Annotated in this window: 3 protein-coding genes; 1 reads left to right on the top strand and 2 read right to left on the bottom strand. The window is 45.0% G+C overall.

Features of this window, described 5'->3' with window-relative positions:
- Positions 1-9: 9 nt before the first annotated feature.
- Positions 10-996, bottom strand: coding sequence for a filamentous hemagglutinin N-terminal domain-containing protein (locus F6K20_RS31405; RefSeq protein ID WP_287297342.1), 987 nt, complete (start codon positions 994-996; stop codon positions 10-12).
- A gap of 401 nt (positions 997-1,397) precedes the next feature.
- On the opposite strand from F6K20_RS31405, the gene F6K20_RS31400 reads away from it, so the two are divergent.
- Positions 1,398-1,706, top strand: a complete 309-nt coding sequence (locus F6K20_RS31400) for a DUF3288 family protein (RefSeq protein ID WP_008186955.1) — start codon at positions 1,398-1,400, stop codon at positions 1,704-1,706.
- Positions 1,707-1,939: 233 nt separating this feature from the next.
- Here F6K20_RS31400 and F6K20_RS31395 read toward each other — a convergent pair.
- Positions 1,940-3,098 (bottom strand): MCE family protein (locus tag F6K20_RS31395; protein ID WP_287297340.1); only part of this gene is annotated, 1,159 nt, incomplete at its 5' end.

Here is a 3,098-nt window from a genome sequence, read left to right as displayed (position 1 = left end):
AAACCTAGGTCAAAGACCAACTACGCTTGGGGAGAGGAGACCTCTATTTTTCCTGGCTCCGGCAAGGGATAACAAGTCACCTCGTTGAAACAAGAATCCCCGTCCTTCCAGGGCGGGGAGTGTCAAATCTACTAAGCTACTGTTAGTCAAGGAAATATCAGCTGGTTGGACTCCATCGGGAAAACTTACGGATGTTGCGCCATTGAGCGTAACGGTTCCTCGACTGGATAATCCTCCTAATTCTACCCGTCCCCCTGGCACTTGAAGGGTGGCACCATTGAGGTTAACTTCACCCCCAAGTAAGGCCATGGTTTGCCCAGTCTCGATCGTTAAGGTAGCTCCTGTCACGTTTACTGAACCAGGATTGCTACCATATTGCAAACCGATGGGAATATTGATGGTTAACAATGGTGGGGCCTGTGGATTACTAGCGCTAAAATTGAAACCATTGTCAAATACCGCACTATCAGCAGTGCTAGCAACAAAGGAGCCTGCTACATCTAACCGAGAATTTGGTCCAAATGCAATACCATTGGGATTAAGCAAAAATAAATTAGCGCTACCGTTTACTCCCAAGGTGCCCAGAATTTGAGAGAGGGTGCTACCGGTGACACGAGTCAAAATATTAGTAATGCCATCGGGATTAGCAAAATACACTCGTTGACCATTACCAACATTAAATTCGATCAAACTGTGGAATAAGTTACTATCTCGTATTGCTCCCCCTTCGATTAAATCCGCTGCGGCACCACGGATAGTCTGATTGGGAGTAACTTGAGAATTTTCATCCCCCAAGGTACTATCTGGGGTAATTTGAGCGAGGGTGGGTGAGGCGAGTAATAAACATAGACTACTAACTTCGAGCAATCCCAGTAAGCCCAATTGCATTAGTGAAATGGTTTCTCTGGGTCGGCTTGGTATGAGGGGATTGGTGCTGTCGTCGGAGCTAGATAAGGGATTAGCTTTGTGGGCAAAGGGGATGCGATCGCGTTCCATGGATAGGCCTGGCCGATTAGTCTCAGTCTTAGATTTCCCGGCACTGTTGGTCAGAGTAACATCTGTTTATAGTGCTACGCGCAAGTCAGAAGTCACAAGTCACAAGTCAGGTATGACTAAGTTTCGGAGTTTAGGAATGTCAAACACCTTAATGCGTAGTGCTATTTTTTCAAAAAACAACCAAGTATATCTAATGTTTAAAAAAACTATAACTTATTATCTTTAAGCATTAGATATACTATTTTTAAGTAATTGTAAATAGTGCAAAATATCAGTATTACCTGTCCCCTATCTCCCCACACTCTTACCCCGATTCCCGATTCCCGATTCCCGATTCCCGATTCCCTGTTACCTGTTACCTGTTCCCTTTGGTATAAGTAGTGATTGATGTTCAAGCAAGCATGGAAGCCTTGACTGAGATGGTAGGAAATCAAGACCAGCAACATCCTCAGGAAAAACGCGATCGCGAAATAGTTAACCGTCTTTTACAACAACAACCCAATGAATACAACTTGGCGGAATTAGCCCGACTGCGGATTCGCTATGACAGCTTTCCCGGTGCTAGGGCCATTCAAAGAGACTTGGATTTATTGCTTCAGCGATGGCAACTGACAGAACAACAGCTTTTTGAGAAAACCCTTCAGATTCATCAAGCCGGTCTCGCGTATAGACGAGACAACAGTTGTGGGAGCCAGGATGACTGGACTTAAGACTTCTTTGCTGAAGTCGGGAATAGGGAGTAGGGAGTAGGGAGTAGGGAGTAGGGAGTGGGAAAAAATCATGTTGGTTTTTCAGTACCTTTTATGATAAATTTCCAGTTAAAAAACTCAGAAAGCTTACTGTAAAAACAAAATTAGGCTCTTCAACTAACAAAATTTACTGAATACGGCCTCTTACCACTGTTCCCTGCTCCCTGCTCCCTGCTCCCTTTACTAGATTAATTTCATTTAACCGATTTCCTAGGGGCTGGGGGTAAAAGCTTAAAGATCTGTTTTTCTTGATTCGGTTTAAGGTTCTGATCAGCGGGAGCTATTGGATCTATCTTAGGTAGATCGATCTTAGGGGGGGACTTAGGGATGGGAGGAGTTTTAGCCAGCTCATTAGACGAAGCTGTATCTATAGCAGTATTGAGAGCTTCCAGTTGTTGAGATATCAGAGCCTGCTGTTGCAGCTGCTCGGTAGAAGACACTAAGCCGCTGAGTCCATTAACTAAATCCTTGACATTGCGGCGAAACGCTGGATCCCCAGTCAGATCATCTAGGTCAGCGGTAATCTTTTGGGCATTTTCAAAGGTAACTCGTGCTGAGTCGAGGGTTTGTTGCAATACCAGTAAATTAGTGGGACTGTTGAGAGTATTGGAAACATTACGTAAGTTAGCAGATGCTTGGGCAGCATTAGCTGATAGGTTTTCTAAGTTCCGCAGCATTTGTGATACATCCGTTTGATAAACCGCTGAGTTAACCCGATTCGCGGTAACGGTTAAGTTGCTGGTCAGTATACGCAGATCTTCACTGGCCTGAGAGATGCTATCCAAGGTGGTGACCAAATTTCCCCGATTGCTGACCAATAGTTGATTGGCAGAGGTGATCAACTGATTGAGTTCCCTTGCCGTTTGGCTGTATTGCTCGGAGGTACTAGAAATGCTACTGGTTGCCAACCCGATTAGACTAGATGTTTGATTGGCCGCACTGGTCACAGCATTCGTTGCGTTGGACAAGCCTGCTACCTCTTGCCGCACGATGCGGGACAACTGGGTCATCTCTTTGCTAAGTTCTGAAACGTCTCTAGCTGCATTGGAGGCATTTTCCGCAAGGCTATTGATTTTGTCAAAAAAGGCTGGATCACCGAAGAGTTCAGCAATGCGATTTCCGTTCCGTAGAAGGTCAGCAAAGGTGGAACCCACATCACCATTAATCTGATCTTCTTCACAAATAACTAGGGCAGAATTACATTGTGCTCCGAAGGGTGTAAGACTTTGAGCAGTTGCAGGTAATTGTCCTAGGGGCATGATATCCACATTGGTAGCACCAATTAAACCCGATTGATTAGCTTCAACCTGGACTTTGCGGGGGATTAACAATCCAGGGTCATCAATTTCAACG

This window comes from Moorena sp. SIO2C4 (assembly GCF_010672485.1).
Taxonomy (GTDB): Bacteria; Cyanobacteriota; Cyanobacteriia; order Cyanobacteriales; family Coleofasciculaceae; genus Moorena; species Moorena producens.
The sequence above is the reverse complement of the archived record's forward strand: the minus strand, read 5'-3'. Positions and strand labels throughout refer to the sequence as shown.

Excerpts from the sequence above, each read along its gene's own strand:
- F6K20_RS31405 (WP_287297342.1), bottom strand. The coding sequence starts at position 996 with ATGGAACGCGATCGCATCCCCTTTGCCCACAAAGCTAATCCCTTATCT.
- F6K20_RS31400 (WP_008186955.1), top strand. The coding sequence starts at position 1,398 with ATGGAAGCCTTGACTGAGATGGTAGGAAATCAAGACCAGCAACATCCT.